The sequence below is a fragment of the Bartonella sp. W8167 genome, from assembly GCF_016100335.1.
GTDB lineage: Bacteria > Pseudomonadota > Alphaproteobacteria > Rhizobiales > Rhizobiaceae > Bartonella > Bartonella apis.
The window spans coordinates 261,636-281,532 of record NZ_JACFSQ010000001.1; the positions used below are offsets into that span (position 1 = coordinate 261,636).

General features: G+C 46.6%; 18 protein-coding genes. 11 read left to right on the forward strand and 7 right to left on the reverse strand.

Annotation, left to right across the window (positions count from 1 at the left end; translation table 11 throughout):
• Positions 1-426: 426 nt before the first annotated feature.
• The 6 genes from H3V12_RS00945 to H3V12_RS00970 all read left to right on the forward strand — a co-directional run bounded on the left by H3V12_RS00945 (position 427) and on the right by H3V12_RS00970 (position 7,212).
• Complete coding sequence (locus tag H3V12_RS00945) at positions 427-2,265, forward strand: ABC transporter ATP-binding protein (RefSeq protein ID WP_198212149.1); 1,839 nt, start codon at positions 427-429, stop codon at positions 2,263-2,265.
• Positions 2,266-2,871: 606 nt separating this feature from the next.
• Entirely contained in the window at positions 2,872-3,423 is a 552-nt protein-coding gene (gene petA / locus H3V12_RS00950; protein ID WP_198212151.1) for a ubiquinol-cytochrome c reductase iron-sulfur subunit, read from the forward strand.
• 5 nt (positions 3,424-3,428) lie between these two features.
• Positions 3,429-4,703, forward strand: coding sequence for a cytochrome bc complex cytochrome b subunit (locus H3V12_RS00955; protein ID WP_198212153.1), 1,275 nt, complete (start codon positions 3,429-3,431; stop codon positions 4,701-4,703).
• A complete protein-coding gene (locus H3V12_RS00960; protein WP_198212155.1) occupies positions 4,697-5,539 on the forward strand; it encodes a cytochrome c1 in 843 nt (280 codons plus the stop codon). Before H3V12_RS00955 ends, H3V12_RS00960 begins: the two co-directional genes overlap by 7 nt.
• Before the next feature lie 6 nt (positions 5,540-5,545).
• Positions 5,546-6,094 (forward strand): adenine phosphoribosyltransferase, encoded by a 549-nt coding sequence (locus H3V12_RS00965; protein ID WP_075868915.1) that lies wholly within the window; start codon positions 5,546-5,548, stop codon positions 6,092-6,094.
• A 677-nt stretch (positions 6,095-6,771) separates the two neighbouring features.
• On the forward strand, positions 6,772-7,212 hold the full coding sequence (locus H3V12_RS00970) for a PRC-barrel domain-containing protein (protein ID WP_075868913.1): 441 nt from the start codon (positions 6,772-6,774) through the stop codon (positions 7,210-7,212).
• Positions 7,213-7,418: 206 nt separating this feature from the next.
• Here the strand turns inward: H3V12_RS00970 and ychF are convergent, their stop codons facing one another.
• Positions 7,419-8,522, reverse strand: coding sequence for a redox-regulated ATPase YchF (gene ychF / locus H3V12_RS00975; RefSeq protein ID WP_198212157.1), 1,104 nt, complete (start codon positions 8,520-8,522; stop codon positions 7,419-7,421).
• A 212-nt stretch (positions 8,523-8,734) separates the two neighbouring features.
• Between ychF and H3V12_RS00980 the strand changes: the two genes are divergently transcribed.
• Positions 8,735-9,403, forward strand: a complete 669-nt coding sequence (locus tag H3V12_RS00980) for a L,D-transpeptidase (protein ID WP_075868911.1) — start codon at positions 8,735-8,737, stop codon at positions 9,401-9,403.
• Between the two features lie 259 nt (positions 9,404-9,662).
• Here H3V12_RS00980 and pth read toward each other — a convergent pair whose 3' ends face one another.
• Together pth and H3V12_RS00990 are read right to left on the reverse strand one after the other, a co-directional pair.
• Entirely contained in the window at positions 9,663-10,376 is a 714-nt protein-coding gene (gene pth, locus H3V12_RS00985; protein WP_198212159.1) for an aminoacyl-tRNA hydrolase, read from the reverse strand.
• A gap of 59 nt (positions 10,377-10,435) precedes the next feature.
• Positions 10,436-11,095 (reverse strand): 50S ribosomal protein L25/general stress protein Ctc, encoded by a 660-nt coding sequence (locus H3V12_RS00990; protein ID WP_198212161.1) that lies wholly within the window; start codon positions 11,093-11,095, stop codon positions 10,436-10,438.
• Positions 11,096-11,401: 306 nt separating this feature from the next.
• Between H3V12_RS00990 and H3V12_RS00995 the strand changes: the two genes are divergently transcribed.
• A complete protein-coding gene (locus H3V12_RS00995) occupies positions 11,402-12,931 on the forward strand; it encodes an ATP-binding protein (RefSeq protein ID WP_198212163.1) in 1,530 nt (509 codons plus the stop codon).
• 633 nt (positions 12,932-13,564) lie between these two features.
• On the opposite strand, the gene H3V12_RS01000 is transcribed toward H3V12_RS00995, so the two are convergent.
• The 4 genes from H3V12_RS01000 to lgt form a co-directional block, all read right to left on the reverse strand.
• Positions 13,565-14,497, reverse strand: a complete 933-nt coding sequence (locus tag H3V12_RS01000; protein ID WP_075868906.1) for a ribose-phosphate pyrophosphokinase — start codon at positions 14,495-14,497, stop codon at positions 13,565-13,567.
• Between the two features lie 631 nt (positions 14,498-15,128).
• The gene (gene pgeF, locus H3V12_RS01005) at positions 15,129-15,911 is read right to left on the reverse strand and encodes a peptidoglycan editing factor PgeF (protein WP_198212165.1); all 783 of its coding nucleotides are present in this window, start codon (positions 15,909-15,911) and stop codon (positions 15,129-15,131) included.
• Between the two features lie 54 nt (positions 15,912-15,965).
• Positions 15,966-17,069: a class I SAM-dependent methyltransferase gene (locus H3V12_RS01010; RefSeq protein ID WP_198212167.1), complete on the reverse strand. Its 1,104-nt coding sequence runs from the start codon at positions 17,067-17,069 to the stop codon at positions 15,966-15,968.
• Positions 17,062-17,952 (reverse strand): prolipoprotein diacylglyceryl transferase, encoded by an 891-nt coding sequence (gene lgt / locus H3V12_RS01015; RefSeq protein ID WP_198212169.1) that lies wholly within the window; start codon positions 17,950-17,952, stop codon positions 17,062-17,064. The genes H3V12_RS01010 and lgt overlap by 8 nt, the downstream gene beginning before the upstream one ends.
• Before the next feature lie 334 nt (positions 17,953-18,286).
• Between lgt and H3V12_RS01020 the strand changes: the two genes are divergently transcribed.
• From H3V12_RS01020 to H3V12_RS01030, 3 genes are all read left to right on the forward strand, one after another.
• Positions 18,287-18,586, forward strand: a complete 300-nt coding sequence (locus tag H3V12_RS01020; protein WP_075868897.1) for an accessory factor UbiK family protein — start codon at positions 18,287-18,289, stop codon at positions 18,584-18,586.
• 341 nt (positions 18,587-18,927) lie between these two features.
• Positions 18,928-19,428 (forward strand): YbjN domain-containing protein, encoded by a 501-nt coding sequence (locus tag H3V12_RS01025; RefSeq protein WP_075869838.1) that lies wholly within the window; start codon positions 18,928-18,930, stop codon positions 19,426-19,428.
• A 41-nt stretch (positions 19,429-19,469) separates the two neighbouring features.
• Positions 19,470-19,808 (forward strand): tRNA-binding protein, encoded by a 339-nt coding sequence (locus tag H3V12_RS01030; protein WP_198212171.1) that lies wholly within the window; start codon positions 19,470-19,472, stop codon positions 19,806-19,808.
• Positions 19,809-19,897: the final 89 nt, after the last annotated feature.

Sequence of the window (19,897 nt, forward strand, 5' to 3'; positions counted from 1 at the left end):
GCGAAAATGTCTTTTTTTGCAAACGATATTCGATATTTTTCGAAGCTCAAAATTGTGTATGGCCATAAGTTTTATATGTTTGTTTCCGCTCTTGACGCGGGAAAATGATAAATTATCTTGGAATAGCTATCTTGAGTGAGGCATCCGGTTTTATTGTTGTCATCAAACCGGTTTTCAAATGTCTTTTTTTAAAAATATCTTTGCCCTCAACAAAAGTCACAATTGAACAAAAGTCACAATTGAATAAAAGTGGTCATCAGGCAAGGTGCGGACTTTGAAAAATTTGCCCTCTTATGGCAGAAAAGAAATACCGCATTCTATCGGATGCAACACATTAACGTCAAAATCGTTGCATTTATGACGCGTTCCGGTTTTACCGGACACACACTACCGGACAGCTAAAAAGCAATAACGAGGAGCTCGACCATGTTTGGATGGTTTGAACGAAGATTGAACGCTTTTCCCGAAAAGGAGCTGAAACGCCCACCGAAAAATCTGTTGGGTTTCTGCCTTTATTATACGGAAGGCGTTTGGCCCTGGTTGATCTTCATGGCGGTTTTTACGGCCTTGATCGCTGTCACAGAAGTTTCGCTTTTCGGTTTTTTGGGAAGTATTGTCGATTGGCTCAATGCCAATTCGCGGGCAACATTTTTTGAAACGCAAGGCGTAAAACTTGCACTCATCGGTGTGCTGGTCGTTCTCATCCTGCCATTTTTTGTCACTATGCACAGTATGGTGATGCATCAGACATTGCTTGGCAATTATCCGATGCGGATACGCTGGCTTGTGCACCGTTATCTTCTTGGCCAATCCATGAGCTTTTTCCAGAACGAGTTTTCCGGTCGCATATCGGCGAAAGTCATGCAAACGGCCTTGTCGGTACGAGAAACGGTCATGAAGCTTTTTGACGTTTTAAATTATGTGATTGTCTATTTTCTCGGCACACTTGTAATTGCCGCCTCATCCGATTGGCGGTTGATGGTGCCGTTTCTGTTGTGGATTATCAGTTATATCGGGCTACTTAAATATTTTATTCCTAAATTGCGCGACGCATCCGAAGCGCAGGCCGATGCGCGTTCGCTTATGACGGGGCGCGTTGTTGATTCTTATACCAATATTGCAACCGTCAAACTCTTTTCCCACCATGCAAGGGAGGAAAGCTTTGCGCGTGAAGGATTCGAGCATTTTCAGGGCACAGTTTACAAACAGATGCGGCTCATCTCGAAATTTTCGATCAGCGTTTATGTGTCGAACTGTATTTTATTGTTTGTTGTGGGAGCACTTGGCATCTGGCTATGGCAGCGGGATGCCATTCTTGTTGGCGCGGTTGCGGTCAGTATCGGCCTCGTCTTGCGGCTTAATGGCATGGCGCAATGGATTATGTGGGAAATGGCCGCACTTTTTGAAAATATCGGCATTGTCGAAGATGGAATGCATTCCATTGCACAGGAAAGAATGGTCGAAGACAAGAAAAATGCCAAAAAACTTGTCGTCAAAAAGGGCGATATCCGGTTTGAAAATGTCGGCTTCCATTATGGCAAGGGCAAAGGAATCTTGAAAGATTTCAACCTTCATATCGAGCCCGGGCAAAAGGTCGGTGTTGTGGGGCGCTCTGGTGCCGGTAAATCGACGCTTGTCAATCTTCTCTTGCGTTTTCACGATGTCGAAGAGGGCGCCATATTGATTGACGGGCAAAATATTGCCGATGTCACACAGGAAAGCTTGCGCGCGGCCATTGGCGTGGTGACACAGGATACCTCGCTTTTACACCGTTCGCTCAAAGACAATATTCTCTATGGCCGTCCTGATGCCAGCAATCGGGAACTGCTTGATGCGGTGAGGGATGCCGAAGCTGCCGATTTTATCGACAGTCTGCGCGACCAGAATGGAAAGACGGGATATGATGCCTTTGTCGGCGAGCGCGGCGCGCGCCTTTCCGGTGGCCAACGCCAACGCATCGCCATTTCGCGGGTCATGCTTAAAGATGCGCCGATCCTTATTCTTGACGAGGCGACTTCGGCACTCGATTCGGAAGTCGAAGCGGCCATTCAAGAAAATCTCGCGCGCCTGATGAAAGGAAAAACCGTTCTTGCCATTGCCCACCGCTTGTCGACAATTGCCGAAATGGATCGCCTCATCGTGATGGATAAGGGAAAAATTGTCGAAGATGGAACACATGAAGAATTGCTTTCGAAGCACGGTATTTATGCCCATTTGTGGAACCGGCAGGTTGGCGGGCATCTTGATCTTGATGAAGAGGCTTGAAAAATGAGATCGGCTTTTTCAAAAAGGTTGAAATCAAGCCGAAATTAGCCATCCGCAATAAACCTAGCTTTTCGTTGCGGGTGGCAAGAGAGCTGGCGTTGTATTTTTACCCACGGTTTTGTCAATGAAGTTTTGTCAAAACGCATTTAAAATTTATGCTTCTTATGTCGTTTTTTTATATGGTATTTTCGGATGAGATTATCCGCATGGGCTTTTTGGGGGGAAGCTTACTCCACCTTAAAAAAACCGGCTCTAACAAAGCCTTTTCATTGCCGGAAATGGTGAAGAGAGCTGCAAAAGCAATGAAAAACAAGAAAGTTGAAACATGCTGCTTGTTTTTAATGCGTGCTCCATATTTTTAGAAACCCATATTTTTAAAAACTTGTCACTGTTTTTAAGGGCGATAAACAACAAGCTGCCGTTATTTGAAACAAATGAAGAAAAGTTACTCATAATCGTGCAGCAATTAACCGTGAAAGTTGCAAAAACAGTCGCGTTCCGGCTATCATTATTTTAAAGCGTGGACAAATTGGTGCTGTGTGTTAAAAAACATACGTTTGACCAACAGGCACCAACCTTTTTCCGACAGGTTAAAAACCTTTTACAATGAGCAGCGAAAAGACACGACGCGATTTTCTTTTTCTTGCAACCGGCGTTGCCGGTGCGCTTGGCGTCGGTTCTGTCGCATGGCCTTTTATCGACCAATTGCGCCCTGATCAAAAGGTTCTGGCAAGCGCCACAATCGAGGTTGATGTTTCCGGCATTGAAGAGGGAATGTCGGTCACCGTCAAATGGCGCGGGCAGCCGGTGGTCATTCGCCACCGTACCGAAAAAGAAATTGCCGATGCCCGTCAAGTCGACTTGGAAAAGCTCAAGGATAAGGATGCGGCAAATCCCAATCTTGAGGGACACCAACCCGCAACCGATCTTGCCCGCTCGGCCGGTGAGGGGCGCGAACAATGGCTTGTTCTCATCAATATTTGCACACATCTTGGTTGTGTGCCGATCGGGCAGTCGGGTGCTTTTAGCGGCTGGTTCTGTCCCTGTCATGGTTCGGTTTACGACACAGCCGGAAGGGTGCGTTCAGGCCCTGCCAATCGCAATCTTGAAATACCGCCTTACCGTTTTTTGTCTGACAGCCTGTTGCAGATCGGATAGATGTGATGACAAAATCTTCATCCTATAATCCGAAATATGCTCTGACACGCTGGCTTGACGCAAGGCTACCGATTTTGCGTTTTCTTTATAATCTTGGTGTATCGTTTCCGGTGCCGAGAAACCTCAATTATTTCTATACCTATGGCGGCATCCTCACATTAATGCTGGTATCGCAGATTTTGACCGGCATTGTCATGTCGATGCATTATATACCCGATGTGACATTGGCTTTCGATGCGCGTGAACGCTTTATGCGCGACGGCCAGTTCGGGTGGCTCTTCGAGCCATGGCATGCTGTCGGCTCGTCATTCTTTTTTATTGCAGCCTATATCCATCTTGCCCGTGGCCTTTATTATGGCTCGTATAAAAAGCCGCGAGAGCTCATCTGGATGATCGGTGTGCTGATCTATCTGGTAATGATGGCAACCGCATTTTTAGGCTATACACTTGTCTGGGGTATGATGTCGACATCGGCAGCTTCGGTCATTTCCGGCCTTTTCAAGGCCATTCCTGTTATCGGCCCCTGGCTTCATGAAACATTATTGGGCGGTTTCAATGTCGGCCAGCCGACACTCAACCGCTTTTATTCTTTGCATTATCTTTTTCCTTTCATTCTGATTTTTCTTGTCGGTTTGCATATCTGGGCTGTCCACCATGTCGGGCAGAACAACCCGACAGGGGTAGAGGTGAAATCGCCCTCGGAAACGGTACCTTTCACGCCCTATGCAACGATCAAAGATATTTTTGCAATCAGCGTGTTTCTGATTTTTTTTGCATGGTTTTTGTTTTTTATGCCCGATTATATGGGCCACCCCGATAATTATATCGCCGGTGACACCATGACCACGTCACCGCATATTGTGCCGGAATGGTATTTTCTGCCCTTTTATGCGATGCTGCGCGCAATTACATTCGATTTCGGGCCGATCAGCTCGACATTCGGCGGTGTGCTGGTATTGATGGCGGCGGTGTTGATCTGGTTATTCGTGCCATGGCTTGACCGCTCGAAAGTGCGTTCTGCGCGCTATCGTCCCGCTTTCAAACTGTTTTATTGGCTGTTTATTGTAGACGTAGTGGCGCTTGGTACCTTGGGGGCAGCACCCATTACAGAAAGTAGCGTATTCTGGTCGCAAATTGCCACACTTTATTATTTTGTATTTTTCCTCGTCATCATGCCGTTCTTGCCGAAGTTTGAAAAAACTTTGTCTGTTCCTTCTTCCATTAGCGAAGATCTCGCAAAAAAAGAAGCAAAGGCCAAAGGGGGGTGGCGGCTATGGTAAGAAAACTCACTCTCCTTTGGCTTGGTGTTTTAGCTGTTGTCCTTGCGCCTCTTGCTGTTTTTGCTGAAGAGGGTGGCGAGGCGCATTACCCGTTGAAGCTTCCCGAAAAACAGAGCTGGAGCTTTTCCGGCCCCTTTGGCACTTATGATCTTCAACAATTGCAACGCGGCCTCAAGGTTTATAAAGAGGTTTGCTCGACCTGCCATTCCTTGAAATATGTTGCTTTTCGTGACCTCAAGGCACTTGGCTATAGTGACGAACAAATAAAAGCTTTCGCCAAAACCTATGACATTCAGGATGGGCCGAACAGCGAAGGGGAAATGTTTGTTCGAAAAGGTTTGCCAACCGATTATTTTCCTTCGCCATTTCCAAATGTCGAGGCGGCAAAATTTGCCAATAATGGTGCCAATCCGGGCGACCTTTCGCTAATGGCAAAAGCCCGTGCGGTGCCTTTGCCGTTTCCGGCCCTCATTACCGATATTTTTACCAACTATAACGAAGCAGGACCTGATTATATCACGGCACTTCTTACAGGTTATAGCGACCCGCCGGAGGGAGCAGAAGTTGCGGAAAATAATTGGTATAACCCTTATTTCAATTCGGGAAATGCGCTTGCCATGCCGCCCCCTTTAAGTGATGGCATGGTGGCGTATAATGATGGTACAGAAGAAACAACTGAAAATTACGCCCGTGACGTATCGGCCTTTTTGATGTGGACTGCCGATCCGCATATGGAAACACGCAAGAAGACCGGTTTTCGTGTCATCTTGTTCTTGATAGTTTTTGCCGGCCTTACCTATGCCGTGAAAAGACGCATATGGAATGAATTGGATTGAAAATTGATGACAAATGAAACTCTTGAAGAAACATTGAAAAAAGCGATCCGCACGATTTCGGACTATCCGAAACCGGGAGTAAAGTTCCGCGATATTACCACTTTGATGGGCAATGCCGGTGCATTCCGGCGCACCATTGATGCGCTGGTTTACCCCTATATAGGGCTTAAAGTCGATAAAATTGCCGGTGTGGAAGCACGCGGTTTCATTCTGGGCGGGGCTGTTGCCCACCAGCTTTCGGCAGGCTTCGTGCCAATCAGGAAAAAAGGCAAATTGCCTTATGATACGGTGCGCATTGCCTATAGCCTTGAATATGGCATTGACGAAATGGAAATGCACCGCGATGCGGTCAAACCCGGTGAACGTGTGGTACTGGTCGATGATCTTATCGCCACCGGCGGAACGGCCATTGCTGCAGCCGAATTGTTGCACCAGATAGATGCGGAAATTGTTGCAGCCTGTTTTGTCATCAATCTGCCCGACCATGGCGGCGCCGACAAGCTTCGCCAATTGGGGGTTGATGTCCATACACTCGTTTCTTATGAAGGCGATTGAAGCTTGACCTCTTGAAAATGTAGTTCGCTTTTAAAATGTGGGGACGCATTTAAAAGTAACCACAGATGTTTTCAGCGAAAGCTGTTTTTTGCATCAATTTTTCAGGCAAATTGTTGTTGATAGAGCAGGCGTTTTTAAAACGCCCGAGTGCTCTTGATTTTCTTTCTTTCAAGCCGGTTTTGAATTTCTATTCGTGGGTGGCTAACGGCCGGTCACCTACGGAACAATCAAATCCAACGGAACAATCAAATAATGCCGGTTTTTGATTTTTTACCGCATTTTCAATATGTTTTTGGCTTCGCTTTGAAGCTCTTTTGCAATGTTTACCGGTGGGGTTTAAAAAAAATCAAACGGTGAGAGAACCGGACGTTCCAAGCCGGACGGTCTTAAAAAGATATAACGTTCAAAACAGAAAACGTTTGAGGAGCTTGTTTTTAAAAAACAAAGACTGCCCACAAAGCCGAAGACTAGTGTACGGAAAATACTAAAACCTGTTCCGAGTATAACTTCCATAAAATGCAGTAAAAAAATTCCAAATAAAAAATGCTATAATGAAATACTCATTAAAAGAATTATTATAATGAAAAATAAATCGAAAAATTAAATAAAAATTGGAACCATTCGAATTTTTATACGTTTCATTAAAGTAATTCAATTTTTTTAATGAGGCGTATTAAATGAAAAGACTGGCACTTATCACTGTTTTAGCTGCAACACTCGCTGGAACTGCATTTGCACAATCTCCAAAAATTACAATCGAAGCACCGAAAGAACCGGCTTCGGAAGTCAAGCTGCCGAATGGTGATGTCGTTGTTCGTTATGTCACACCGACCGAAACCGATTTTATTGCTTCGAGCTTGATTGATACGAAAGTTTTAAACAAGCAAGATCAGGCAATCGGCCAGATCAAGGACATTATCATCCGCCAGAATAATGTAGCGGGCATTGTTGTGGGTGTTGGCGGTTTCCTTGGCGTTGGCGAACGCTACGTTGTGGTTGACCCGACAAGCATTTACATGCGTCACGAGAACGGAGCATGGAAGGTTGTCGTCAATGTCACCAAAGAGAGCCTGATGGCTGCGCCCGAATTCAAATATGAAGAGCATAAGAAGCTCTGATATAACAATTCTTTAGGTGAACTCTTTCCTATCGAAAGCTTGTTGTTTTTCTATGGCCAAGAGTTGAACAAAAGCCATCCGGAAAAATTTCCGGATGGCTTTCATATTATCAGTTTTCGAGATCCTGACGAAAATATTAGAACCGGATTGTTTATCAAAAAACAGCCGGAAAATGAGCAACACCGGTGCGATTGGTTGTCAGGACATCAGGAATTATGCTTGAAAAGCATGACATCGCCATCTTCAACAACATAATCCTTGCCTTCGTCTCGTGCTTTGCCCGCTTCTTTTGCCGCAACTTCACCACCAAGATCAACATAGTCCTGATAGGCAATCGTTTGCGCGCGGATAAAACCGCGTTCAAAATCGGAATGGATAACGCCTGCCGCCTGCGGGGCTTTGGTCCCACGTTTGATCGTCCATGCGCGGGTTTCTTTGGGACCACAAGTAAAATAGGTAATAAGATCAAGGAGATGATAGCCCGCGCGGATCAACCGGTCGAGCCCCGGTTCATGAAGCCCCAGCTCTTCAAGATATTCTTTGGCTTCCTCTTCCGGCAACTGGGCAACTTCTGCCTCGATTTCAGCCGAAATAATAACACTTTCAGCACCTTGTTCGGCAGCCATTTTCTCGACTGCTTTCGAAAAATTGTTGCCCGTTGCCGCATCGCTTTCGGCAACATTGCAAACATAAAGCACCGGTTTTGAAGTCAACAAATTGAAGGAATCAAGAATTTGCCTATCATCGGCGGAAATGTCTTTGATAAGGAGCCGCACCGGCTTGCCATTTTGTAAAAGCTTCAAAGCCGCTTCCATCATCGGAAGAACAGTCAAAGCTTCCTTGTCTTTGCCGGTTGCGCGTTTTCTCATTTGCACAATACGCCGCTCGAGACTTTCAAGATCGGCAAGCATCAATTCTGTTTCGACGGTTGCTGCATCCGACACCGGATCAATCCGGCCTTCGACATGGGTGATATCGTCATCAATGAAACAGCGCAGCACATGCACAATGGCATCGACTTCACGAATATTGGCCAAAAACTGGTTTCCTAGTCCTTCGCCCTTGGAAGCGCCGCGAACAAGGCCGGCAATATCGACAAAGCTGATGCGCGTCGGGATAATTTCTTTTGAACCGGCAATCGCCGCAAGCTTTTTTAACCGCGGATCAGGGACAGCAACTTCGCCGGTATTCGGTTCGATTGTGCAAAAAGGATAATTGGCAGCCTGAGCCGCAGCCGTTTTTGTCAAAGCGTTAAACAGTGTGGATTTGCCCACATTGGGTAATCCGACGATACCACATTTAAAACCCATGGAAATTCTCGCAATCCGGTAAGCTTTTCAACATGACTGGTTCTATAGCACGTTTTTTAACAGAAACCAGTTAAAGAGCCTATTATGATGCGAAAAAGATACAGCTCATAGATTTTTCCAAGGCTTCTCGTTTTTGCCAAAAACTTGCCTATTTTAACCATTGGCTAAACTTTCAGTGTTAGCAACAATCCGATATTTTGTATGGAGTTATCATGAGGCAACTGTCTCGGCGTACATTCATCATTGCAGCACCTTTGGCTCTTGTGGGCTGCGTAAGCAATCAACCTCAAGTTGAACAGTCATGGCCGGTTCCGGCCGATATCAAAGCGCTCTATGGTCCGGTGATGAACGAACCTTATCCGCTTCCGGCTGTTGATATGAGCAAGATCAACCCGAAATACTGGCGTCAGGAAGTGGCATTTAACGGGCCTTATTCACCCGGAACGCTGGTTGTTGATACGCAGGCACGTTTCCTCTATCTCGTTCAGGAAAACGGTCGCGCATTACGCTACGGCGTTGGTGTCGGTAAAGCCGGTCTGGCACTCGAAGGTGAAGCCGTCGTTCAATATAAACGCATGTGGCCGATATGGCATCCGACACAGGATATGATGGAGCGCGAACCCGACCGTTACGGACATCTCGGCGATGGCATGCCGGCAGGACCCGATAATCCATTGGGTGCCCGCGCACTTTATCTTTTCAAGGATGGCCGGGATACATTGTTCAGAATTCATGGATCCCATGAAGAATGGTCAATCGGCAAGGCAGTTTCGAGCGGGTGTATCCGTTTGCTCAATCAGGATATCATCGACCTTTATGGCCGGGTACCCGAAGGCACCCATGTTATTGTTCTGCAACATAACGAGCAGGGGCTTTCCTGAAATGGTGCCGGAAAACCTGCGCCTTGCACCTATAAGAACCTGAAAAATCGGCACTTTGCGTTTAAAAGAGTGTTCCTCTCGCAGCGTAAGATTATCCGGCATAAAAGATTATCCGGCTTGAGTATGACAGGCCGGATACATTCGTTGATGGCCGGTGGGATTATTTGTTTGAACAGCGTCACTGGCTTAGTTTTTGGATAAAGCCAAGCCGCACATTTTATCGCGTGTATTTGCTTTCAGATGAGTGAAGCGAATTGATCTAGTCGTTATTTTTGAACAGTTTTTTCAACATGTCGGCCATAGGGCCGGTGGCAGGAAGCTCTTTTGCCTTATGCGGGCGGGCTTGCCGGATGTGGCTTTGGCTTTTGGGCTTGTCGCCACCAGTTTTGTGTTCGCTCTCGGCCTCTCCCTCATGCGCCAGTGAAATCCGGTTCATAAACAGGCTGTCTTTGCCGTTTACGAGCAAGCCGAGATTGTCAGCCAGCGATTGGAGAAGGGGATCAAGCCATTCATGATCGGCTTTGGAGAAATTGCCGAGCACGTGGTTTGTCACTTGTTCCTTTGATGGGGGATGGCCGATGCCGATACGAATGCGGCGGTAATTATTGCCGCAATGGGCATCAATGGATTTGATGCCGTTATGGCCGCCGCTGGAGCCACCGGTTTTGACACGCAATTTGCCCGGCACAAGGTCGAGTTCATCGTGAATGACAATGATGTTTTCCGGTTGTAGCTTATAAAAGCGCATCGCTTCGCCAACCGCCTGACCGGAAAGATTCATATAGGTTTGAGGTTTAAGGAGAAGGACTTTTTCGCCTTCTATCGTTCCACTGGAAATAAGTGCGTTAAACTTTTTATTCCACGATGAGAACTTGTATTTGCGATTGATTTCGTCAACCGCCATAAAACCGATATTGTGCCGGTTATCCTGATATTCGATACCGGGATTGCCGAGACCGGCAATAAGCAACATGGATAAACCTCATTTGGAAAGAAAGGCGGAAAAAATTTTCCCGCCTTTTTTTAAAAAAATTATTCAGTTTTTTCTTCAGTTGTCTCAGCAGGTGTTTCTTCTGTTGCTGCTGTGGCTTCATCAGTTGCCGGTGTTTCATCTTCGACAGGCAATGCAACAGGAGCTGCAATGGTTGCAATGGTGAAATCGCGGTCTTTGATGAGCGGCGTAACACCTTCCGGCAACTTGATGTCGGAAATGTGGACGGAATCACCAACTTCCAAACCGGTAAGATCAACCTTGATAGCTTCCGGAATGTGGTGAGCCGGAACTGCAAGTTCGACTTCGTGACGAACAATGTTCAAAACGCCACCGGTCTTGATGCCGGGAGCTTCTTCCTCGTTGAGGAAGTGGACAGGAACATTGACGTGAACAACCGATTTTTCTGTAACACGCAAGAAATCGACGTGCATCGGGAAGTCACGAACCGGATCAAGCTGGAAATCGGTCGGCAAAACTTCAATCTTCTCGTTGCCAACTTCAATCGAGGCAATAGTTGTGAAGAATGCACCACCGTGAATCTTGTAAAAAATGTCCTTATAGGGGAGGGCAATGGAAAGTGCAGGCTTTTTATCGCCGTAAATAACTGCTGGAACAAGACCGTTGCGGCGAAGGTGACGAGAGGACCCCTTACCAACCCGTTCGCGTGCTTCGGCCTTGAGTGTGTAAACTTTACTCATGGCTTAAGTCCTTTTCAAAAATTGGAGATCCATGCGGGGAACTTTCAACAGCTCCTGACATGAATATGGAAAAAGGCAAAGATTATCCCTTATATCCATTCCGCGTTGCCTCCAAGGGTGTCGACGCGGATTGGGGTGCTATAATGGAAAGATTGCGAGCTTGCAAGAGTTGTGGGAAAAAATGACGTTTTTTCCACCTTTCGGCAAGGAAATGGTAAAAGGAACCATGGAAAAAGAATCAACCACATTTTATAAAGCGGGTCTATTTCTGTTTCAAAATCCCATTTGTCATGTGATGGGTCGGCAATGACGGTCGATATCAATCTCGGAACCATCTTTGAACGCGGAGCGCTCAAGGGCTCGAAAGTGGCGAGCCTTGATCTTGAAGAATTATTGGCAACCCGCTTATTGGTACAGGGCAATTCCGGCTCGGGAAAATCGCATTTGTTGCGCAGGCTTCTTGAACAAAGTGCCCATTGGGTTCAGCAATGCGTGATCGACCCTGAAGGCGATTTTGTTACGCTTGCCGACAAGTTCGGCCATGTGGTTGTCGAAGCACAACGCACCGAACTCGAATTGACACGTATTGCCGCGCGTGTGCGCCAGCATCGCGTGTCTGCCATTTTGAATCTGGAAGGGCTTGATACCGAGCAGCAAATGCGTGCTGCTGCGGCCTTTCTTGGCGGGCTTTTTGATGCTGAACGCGATTATTGGTATCCGCTTCTGGTGGTGGTTGACGAGGCGCAATTGTTTGCACCCGCTGCCGCTGGTGATGTTTCGGACGAAGCGCGCAAGCTTTCGCTTGGTGCCATGACCAATCTCATGTGTCGTGGCAGAAAACGCGGACTTGCCGGTGTTATTGCCACCCAGCGTCTTGCAAAGCTTGCAAAAAATGTTGCCGCCGAAGCTTCCAACTTTTTAATGGGGCGCACATTTCTTGACATTGATATGGCGCGTGCTGCCGATCTGTTAGGTATGGAGCGCCGTCAGGCGGAAATGTTCCGCGATCTTGAACGCGGTCATTTTGTAGCTTTAGGGCCGGCCTTGTCGCGTCGCCCGCTTCATGTGGTGATTGGCCCCGTGGAAACGGCTGCCCGTTCGACAAGTCCGAAGCTTGTTCCTTTGCCGCAAGCGCCGGTCGACGCCGAAGACCTGATTTTTACGCCTTCACCTGAAGAAATGATTATGCCGGTGCGCCGTACACCGCCACCGACACCTCCCAAACCCACCAATGAATTATTGGAAGAGCTGGTGCGCCAGAAACAGGAAGAGCCGCAAGAAGCCCAAAGCCTCTTTCCTGAAATTGACGAAAATGAACGCGAAGCCGAACTTGATGTGGTGCTGCGCGAAATCGTTGATGACAAGGATGCCTCTTTCCGCTCGATTGCAGTGCTTTATCAGGATTTTCTGGTGCGTTGTCGAATTCATCGTGTTCAGGGTGAACCGCTTGATCTTGCCCAATTCAGGCGCAAGCTTGCTGTAGCACAGGCTGCTATTGACGAAGATATGGCTGCAAGTGAAACCTGGCAAAAGGCTTTAGCGCTTTCCGAAACGCTGACGGATGATATTCAGGGTGTATTTTTGAATGTCGCAGAAGCTGCGGTAAGCGGCAAACCATGTCCTTCCGATGCAACGCTTGCCCGCCTTTATGGCACCCATTCGCTAAGCCGTGCCCGTCATCTTCTGACCTATTTCGAAGAACGCGGGCTTTTGGTTGTAAGAACCGATTTCGGCGGCAAACGCATTGCCGCTTTCCCCGAACTCGGGCTTGAAACATTACCGGGAGATCCGGAAGCTCCCGATAATCTCGTCAGCAGGGAAGATGCGGCAGAATAGCAATTTTTTAAGCTGCCAATCAGTCGACAATCTTTTTTTGTAGTTCAGAACGAGGATTTTTGAAGAAATTTCTGGTCGCTATTCCGGCTGTTCGTTTTGTCGCAAACGGGCACGATAGGCGCAGTTATGACAGCACTGTTTTTAAAAAAATTTTGGTGACGAGCAAAGTTTTGTCGTGGGGGGAAAATCGTGAATAATGCTTGGCGATTGTCAGTTCTCATGACCAAAGGCGAAAAGAGGACGGGAAAATTTTGAATGATGACGGGCTCTATTTGAAGCAGCGTCGCATATCGTCAGATGTTTGTTCTTCATCACTTAAAAATCTTTTAACGGATGAAAAATTGAAATTTAAAATAACTGACGGGAGGCTTGGGAGAGATAAAAGGGAAGAGGTTTTTTCAAGCTTTTTGACTTACCGGAGAAAGTCTCGGCATTTTAACAAACTGAAGAGGCTGGAGACAAAGCAAGAATATCCGGACTATCCGGCAAAACCGGTTTAACAAAATATGGCAATGAACCGGAAAAAAGAGTGCTAACGAACCGGAAAAAAGTTCAGCCGGTCAAACAGTCCGGTTTTGATAAAGGGCCGCGGAAAAATTCTGCGACCCTTTTTTTCGTTAACAAATGAAACTTTTAATCAAACAGGCTTGAAACCGATTGTTCGGCAGCTGTGCGTGAAATAGCCTCGCCGATAAGGTCGGAAATGGGCAGAACACGGATATTGGGTGCCTGCTCGACCGCGGGGGTCGGCATAATAGAATTGGTAATGACCAGTTCTTTAAGCTTTGAAGCAGTGATGCGGGCAATAGCCCCGCCCGAAAGAACGCCGTGAGTTATATAGGCGGTGACGCTTTTTGCGCCTTTTTTCAAAAGGGCTTCGGCTGCATTGCAAAGTGTGCCGCCGGAATCGACAATATCATCAAGCAAAAGACAATCTTTTCCTGAAACGTCACCGATAACATTCATAACTTCCGATTCGCCCGGCCGTTCGCGGCGTTTGTCGACGATGGCAAGCAAGCAATCCAGACGTTTGGCAAGAGAACGGGCGCGAACCACGCCACCGACATCCGGCGAAACAACCATAACATTTTTGAGGGAATAGTTGTTTTTGACATCGCGTGCAATGACGGGAACCGCATAAAGATTATCGGTCGGAATGTCGAAAAAGCCTTGTATCTGGCCGGCATGAAGATCAAGCGTCAAAACGCGGCTTGCACCGGCTTCTGTCAAAAGATTGGCAACAAGCTTGGCCGAAATCGGTGTTCTTGGACCGGGTTTGCGGTCTTGTCTTGCGTAACCGAAATAAGGAATAACGGCTGTAATGCGGCGTGCCGATGCACGACGAACCGCATCAATCATAATGAGCAGTTCCATCAAATGGTCATTGGCGGGATAGGATGTCGACTGGATGAGGAACACATCTTCACCGCGAACATTTTCGTGGAGTTCAACAAAAATTTCCTGATCGGCAAAGCGTCTCACCGTTGCTTTACCCATGGGAATGTTGAGATATTTTGTTACGTCTTCGGCAAGGCGTGGGTTGGAATTGCCGCAGAAAAGTTTCATGGCTTGGCCTCTGGCTCTAAAGAAAACAGACTTTCTGCGTGCGGTTTTAACTTTTTGTTATCAGATTGCAAGGGTTCAAATTGTCACTTCGGCCTTTTTCTATTTGACTGTTTTGTTTTTGCACCGTTTATGAAATGATATTCACAAGTTGCAAACGATCTTCACTTCTATGATGATTGAATAATCAACTGTAGAAAAGCAAACTGTTATTATCCGCATTAAACGGCTTGAGGGGAAAATCGGATGCGTTTCACCGCGGAATTTTTAAAAAACGGATTTTCTTTAAAGACAAAAGATTTGCACCGATGCAACCATTAAAAACGAACCCGATCATAAAGGTCAGGCGTGACCGTGCCAATAATCGGCTTTTGATTGGTCGCTATTGAGGCCGGCTAAAAGGCCTTGCTTTATTTTCCGGTGCCTCATAGCAGAAAAATGGCCGGAACCAACGACGGAATTTCATTATCCAATCTTTGTCCGAATGATGCAAAATTGATTGTTGAATGCTGACGTTTCATCAGAGGCCGAAAAAACGGAATAGCCAGACAAGATTAAGAATGGGGTTGATGCAACAATTGGAATTCGTTGAACCCGCACCAACGAACGAGCACAGGCCCAACCAGGAACAAGTTTATTCGAGTGTGATGACCGATATCTGGCGGCCATAATCCGGCTCGTCACGATGTGTCTTGCGACGATAGGAGAAAAACCTTTTCTCGTCACCATAAGTACAAAGCTTCAGGCAATTGCCATGAACGCCGGCATCATCAAGACGGTTTTGAACGAAGTCCCAAAGGTTGAAGAAAAAATGCTCGAAACGGCCGGATGGAACAAAGAATTTCTCGTATGAAGCACATTCATTGACAAAAGTCTCATAAAATTCTTTGCCAACTTCATAATGTTTCGGGCCAATCGACGGCCCTAATGTTGCAACAATATCATTCCGTTTTGCACCCAATGTTTCCATTGCCGCAACGGTGTTTTCGACAACACCGGCAAGAGCACCCCGCCAACCGGCGTGGGCAGCGCCGATCACATGGGCTTTCGGGTCGGCAAACAGCACCGGTCCGCAATCTGCCGATAAAATGCCGAGCGCCAGTCCCTTTTTGTTGGTCACCAATGCATCGGCACGGGGGCGTTCGCCTTTTATCGGTTCATTGACGATCAACGCATGCGGGGAATGGATTTGATAGAGATTAACGAGGTTTTCCGGTTTTATCCCCATATAGTCGGCAACAATAGCGCGATTTTTTTCGATATTTTCTTTATCGTCATTAGAGCCGCGCCCGAGGTTCAAGCTCTCGTAAATACCGCGTGATACACCGCCCTGACGGGTAAAAAAAGCGTGGCGGATGCCTTCTTTTTCCAAAACTTTAAGGGATGGTGAAAAAACAGGCGATGGTGATAGTAACATGTGAGCGACCATTGTTATTTTATCGGCTTATCGTGGCGTTTTCAAAACCGGTTGTCAATTATGGGAAGTATTATTGGCAGTAAACAACCGGTGAAGACCTGTTTTACTATCGCTTAAGGAAAGTACTTTGAAAAGTGTTCCCATTTCTTCGGGAGCTGCCAATCTTTCAACATCAAGGCGAATTTTTTCCTGTACGGTCGGGCTTTTATTGGCGCCGAGTTGGCCTGCACGCTCGATCAGTCCCATGCCAGTCAGAAATGCGCCTTGTGTGATGACGCCTGATAGAATGCCGTGGCGTTTTGCAACCATTTCTAACGAAGAAAAATCGACATGGCTGGTCAAATCATCTTTTCCCGGAGCGGAAAAAACATTTTTGAATTTGTGACGGGATATAGCCTGTAACGTATCCCCATAGGGAAGACCGGTGCTGCCATAATCAATAAACAGTGCCGAGCCCCGCGCCGTTGAAATATGTTTTAAAACCTGTTCCACAAATTGCATTCTTGCGGGCGAAAGCTCCAAGACCGAACCATCCGGCAAATCCTGATATTTCTTCGGTAAATTTTTCCGATCAAGCACATTGTGACCTACGGCAAACTCCAGTTGATCGTTGTCGTCTGTTCCAATAAGCCGTTCGTGCCATTGACCGTCGATTTTGACGAATTGGTCAATCGGCAAAGCATCTAGAAATTCGTTTGCTACAAGAATGAGTGGGTTGTCAGGAAGTTTATCGAAATCCTTTAGCCAATGGATTTTATCACTATAAGAAGAAAGAGCCTGTTTTTGCGCTTCTACAAGCTTGTCGGAGGTCTCGACCATGAACACTTTCGAAGCTTTAAAACATTCGGGCGAAAGTTTTGCAACAACACGCAACAAATCCTGCATGAGTGTGCCGCGGCCCGGTCCCAACTCGCAAAGGCTGAAGGATGACGGTTTGTTCAACTGATTGAAAGTTTCAATCACCCAGACACCGATAAGTTCGCCAAACATCTGGCTTATTTCAGGTGCGGTAATAAAATCACCTTCTTTACCGAACGGTGTTTCATGTTTGTAATAGCCGTTTTGATCGTCGCTCAAGGCCAGTGTCATGAAGGTACTCACCCGCATCGGTCCCTGAAGGGCAATCAACTCGCAAATTTTTGTTTTAAGATCAGCCATCGTTTTTTATCGAATGAAGATCGGCCTTGTTTTTTGGAGCGTATTTGAAAGCCCGCCAAATGGCATAAAGGCCGAATAGCACCATGGGAAGCGACAATGCCATGCCATAGGTAACGCCGGTGTTGGAAAAAACACTGCTGAACCATTCCGGATCTTCACCGGGTACGCGGAATATTTCCGAAATCATGCGTGCTATACCATAGCCGAAAATGAAGGTGCCTGAAACAATGCCGGGCTTGCGCAAGGCTTTGAATGCAAAAACAAGAATGGCAAGCACGATAAACAATATGAGCCCTTCCATCAGCGCTTCATAAATCTGGCTCGGGTGGCGGGGAAGATAATCGGGATCACGCGGAAAACAGACTGCCCATTGAACATTTGTCACGTTGCCCCATAGCTCCTGATTGATAAAGTTACAAATGCGCACCACACCAAGGCCGACAGGCACACCCGCAGCGATTGTATCAAACATTGTCCAAATGCCGATTTTGTGTTTTACGGCAAACCAGATCATGGCGATAATGGTGCCGATCAGCCCGCCATGAAAGGCCATGCCGCCATCCCAGACGGCAATGATTTCCGCCGGATGGCTGAAATAATATTGCGGGTCCCAGAATAAAACCTGCCCGAGACGCCCGCCAACGACAACGCCGATAGCTGCCCAAACCACAAAATCACCCAATAATTGCGGGGTTATTGGCGGGGTTTCATTGTACCAGAGCGATTTGTGTTTTAACAAAAAGGTGCCATACCACCAGGCAAAAAGGATACCGATAACATAGCCAAGGCCGTACCAATGAAGTGCAACCGGTCCGATTTCTACAATGATCGGATTGAGAAAATCGGGAAATGCAATAGCGGGACAGTTGGGCAAATCGTTCATGACAAACTATTCAATCCTGAATTTTTGCAGCCGAAGATGACCGAGGAACGGGTTTCGGTCAACCCTCTATTGCTTGTAAAGTCAATTGTCAGCTATTAAAAAAATCTAAAACTATAGGAAGTGGCGTAAAGGACGGTTGCAACTTAGGCTCTAAAATCATGCGGTTAAAAGCTTTTATGTTTTTTAGCTAAAAAGTGCTTTTATGTTTATGTTTTGCGATGTGGGGACAAAGAGATGACAAATCGCCTATCCTCATTTTAAAAAAATGTTCTATATGTTAGCCTGAATTGATTTTTTAATGGGCGTCTAAATAGTTTTAAAAAGGATAGGCCAAATGAATAATGGACCCAATCGTGTTCTTGATGAACTTGCAAAGTTGATGACCGATGCAGCCGGTGCTGCACAGGGCGTGCGCAAAGAAGCCGAAACCGCTTTTCGTGCCCAGGCGGAACGTGTTCTCAATAAATTCGATTTTGTTCATCGTGACGAGTTCGAGGTTGTCAAGGAAATGGCCGCCAAAGCACGCGAAGAAGTCGAGGAACTGAAAAAACGTCTGGATAAACAGGAAAACAAATCGGGTTCGAAGGCAAAAACCGCTTCGACTTCACAAGAAGAGCACGAAAAGAAAAAATAATCCCCAGTTTTTATTGGCTGTGAATAAGTCAGAAAAACGCTTAATCCAGAATCTGTTAGGACGGGTCGGACTTTTGTCTCCGGCCCGTTTTTTTATTCTTGAACAGCTTTTTGAATCAGGGGGACTAGCGTTCGCAATTTAGATCAATACACTGAAAATTAAAGATGATTCGCAAAGAAGCCGAAACAGAACAAATGGCAATATTTGCGTTTTATGCAGTTGTTGTGCGTTTTATGCGTTTATGATTTTTGCGGGTAACTTGAACCGTGTGGCAACGCACGGGTGGTATTTTTCGCCGGAATTTTTCTTGCGGAAATGCGCTTTTGGAATTGAGGAATGAAATGAGGCTTGCCGTAGGCAACTTGGAACGGGATCGCCACCCTGTCGATTTGATCGAGCAGGTAGCCAATGGTCATGATTGGTCATTTGAAAGAACGGCCGAAGACGAAATAACAATTTGTGTCGAGGGCCATTGGGCGACTTACCATATTGCGTTCTCGTGGATGGAAAATCAGGAAGCACTGCATCTTGCCTGTGCATTCGATATGTCTGTTTCGCAACAAAGACGAAAAGAACTTCTCAAACTGGTTCTGGCAATCAACGAAAAATTGCTGATGGGGCATTTTGATTTCTGGGAAGATTCTTCGTCGGTCATTTTCCGGCAGGCATTGTTGCTTTCGGGTGGCTTGCATCCGTCGAACGCACAAGTGGAAAACCTGCTTGTCAATGCTCTTGATGTTTGCGAAACGCATTATAGCGCTTTCCAGATGGTGGCGTGGTCTTCCCTTTCAGCAGAAAATGCACTGCAATTTGCTTTGTTCGAAACAAAGGGAAATGCCTAATCGGATAAAGTGTTTGGCAGGCAGTACAAGGAGTTTGTAAGGTGGCAGAAATCAGTTTTGATGATTTTTTAAAGGTTGATATCCGTGTCGGGAAAATTATCGAAGCGAAGGCTTTTCCTGAAGCACGTAAACCTGCTTATAAGCTCAAAATCGATTTCGGCAAAGAGATTGGCGTCAAACTTTCATCAGCCCAGATAACTGTGCATTACAAGCTCGACGAGCTTGTCGGTCGTGAAGTTCTATGCGTTGTCAATTTTCCGCCGCGCCAGATCGGCCCGTTCATGTCGGAAGTTCTCACTCTCGGTCTGCCGGATGAAAACGGTGATGTCGTGCTTCTCGAGCCATCAAAAGAAGTTCCTGTCGGCGGACGTATATTCTAGAAGCATCAATGCATCGGATTTTTGCAATGCGAAGCGGGTTAACCCAGCCAACCGTGCCACTTGAATGACCAACACTTGAACCATTAGCA